Annotated in this window: 1 protein-coding gene; it reads left to right on the top strand. The window is 66.4% G+C overall.

What is annotated here, in order from left to right; genetic code table 11:
• The coding region (locus HV744_RS36740; protein ID WP_175154109.1) for a TolC family protein at positions 1-521 on the top strand (521 nt) is incomplete at both ends.

The following is a 521-nucleotide window of genomic DNA, read 5'->3' as shown; positions in this document are numbered from 1 at the left end:
TTGCTTGGCCGCCGCCCGGACGTCGTGATTGCGCGCCTGCGCGTGGAGGCAGCGGCCAAGCGCATCGACGTCGCGCGAGCCGGCTTCTATCCGAACGTCAACCTTGGCGCAATGATCGGCTTCCAGTCGCTCGGGCTGAACATGCTGACGAACGCCGGGTCGCTAACCGGCAACTTCGGGCCGGCGGTCACGCTGCCCATCTTTAACGGCGGACGTTTGCGCGGCGAGCTGCGCGGCGCGCGCGCAACGTATGACGAAGCCGTCGCGAACTACGACGAAACACTGACAAAGGCGCTGCACGACGTCGCCGATGTCGCCGCAAGCAAACGCGCGCTTGGCGACCGGCTGCAAGCGACCCAGGCCGCCTACGACGCTGCCGCCCAGGCACACCAGGTTGCGCTTGATCGCTATCGCGCCGGCCTCGCCGGTTACCTCGAAGTACTGAACGCTGCCGACACGATGACTTCCGCGCAGCGCCAGCTTGCCGATATCCAGTCGCGTACGTTCACGCTCGATGTCGC

Source organism: Paraburkholderia ultramafica (assembly GCF_902859915.1).
Taxonomy (GTDB): domain Bacteria; phylum Pseudomonadota; class Gammaproteobacteria; order Burkholderiales; family Burkholderiaceae; genus Paraburkholderia; species Paraburkholderia ultramafica.
This window is presented reverse-complemented; position numbering and strand designations above follow the sequence as displayed.